Below are 1,428 nucleotides of genomic sequence, written 5' to 3' on the forward strand. Positions count from 1 at the left end.
GGGCCGGAACTCGCGCCGCGGCCCTGAATTGACGCTGCCGGCAGCGTTCGTTAAATCGAACGAACGGTTTCGTCAGAAGTCTCAGGGAGAACGTCATGTCCGATCGCGCACCGGGTTTCAGCACACTTGCCATCCATGCCGGGGCGGCTCCCGATGCAGCGACGGGCGCGCGCGCCACGCCGATCTACCAGACGACTTCCTTCGTCTTCGACGATGTCGACCATGCCGCCTCGCTGTTCGGCCTGCAGGCTTTCGGCAACATCTACACGCGCATCGGCAACCCGACGAACGCGGTGCTCGAGGAGCGAGTTGCCGCGCTGGAAGGCGGCACCGCGGCGCTCGCCGTCGCGTCCGGCCATGCGGCCGAGTTCCTGAGCTTCCACGCCCTGCTGCAGCCGGGCGACGAATTCGTCGCCGCTCGCAAGCTCTATGGCGGCTCGATCAACCAGTTCAACCATTCCTACAAGAGCTTCGGCTGGAATGTGATCTGGGCCGATTCCGACGATGTCGAGAGCTTCGCCCGGGCGGTAACGCCCAAGACCAAGGCGATCTTCATCGAATCCATCGCCAATCCCGGCGGCGTCGTCGTCGATATCGCCGCGATCAGCGCCATTGCTAGGAAGCACAATATCCCGCTCATCGTCGACAACACGATGGCGACGCCCTATCTGCTGCGGCCCTTCGAGCACGGCGCCGATATCGTCGTGCATTCGGCCACCAAGTTCCTCGGCGGCCACGGCAACTCGATCGGCGGCCTGATCGTCGACGGCGGCTCGTTCAACTGGGTGGGCGACGACCGCTATCCCATGCTCTCCAAGCCGCGGCCGGAATATAACGGCATGGTGCTGGGCGAGACCTTCGGCAATTTCGCCTTCGCCATCGCGACACGCGTGCTCGGCCTGCGCGATCTCGGCCCTGCCCTCTCGCCCTTCAACGCCTTCATGCTGCTGACCGGCATCGAGACGCTGCCGCTGCGCATGCAGCGCCACTGCGACAGCGCGCAGAAGGTCGCCGAGCATCTCGCCAAGCACCCGGCGGTGGAATGGGTGAGCTATCCCGGCCTGCCCGGCGACAAGTATCACGAGCTGGCCAAGCGCTATGTGCCGAAGGGCGCGGGCTCGGTCTTCACCTTCGGGCTCAAGGGCGGTTACGACGCCGGCGTGAAACTGGTTTCGAACCTCAAGCTGTTCTCGCACCTCGCCAATATCGGCGACACGCGCTCGCTGGTGATCCATCCGGCCTCGACCACTCACCGCCAGCTCACCGACGAGCAGAAGGCGGCGTCGGGCGCCGGCCCGCAGGTGGTGCGCCTCTCGATCGGACTCGAGGATGTCGAGGATCTGGTCGCCGATCTGGATCAGGCGCTGGCCTGATCGCCGCTCCTCTCCGCAGCCAGCTCGGCGCGGATGCGGCTCGCCCTTTCCTCCT

The 1,428-nt window shown here is 65.5% G+C and carries 1 protein-coding gene; it reads left to right on the plus strand.

Annotated features, from left to right (window positions below; genetic code table 11):
* Nucleotides 1-95: 95 nt before the first annotated feature.
* A complete protein-coding gene (locus ACIPIA_RS16270; RefSeq protein ID WP_400511015.1) occupies nt 96-1,373 on the plus strand; it encodes an O-acetylhomoserine aminocarboxypropyltransferase in 1,278 nt (425 codons plus the stop codon).
* Nucleotides 1,374-1,428: the final 55 nt, after the last annotated feature.

It is taken from the genome of Allobosea sp. CER48 (assembly GCF_044752385.1).
Lineage (GTDB): Bacteria > Pseudomonadota > Alphaproteobacteria > Rhizobiales > Beijerinckiaceae > Allobosea.

Bases quoted from the DNA above. Each gene is read 5' to 3' on its own strand.
- ACIPIA_RS16270 (WP_400511015.1), top strand. From the start codon at position 96: ATGTCCGATCGCGCACCGGGTTTCAGCACACTTGCCATCCATGCCGGG.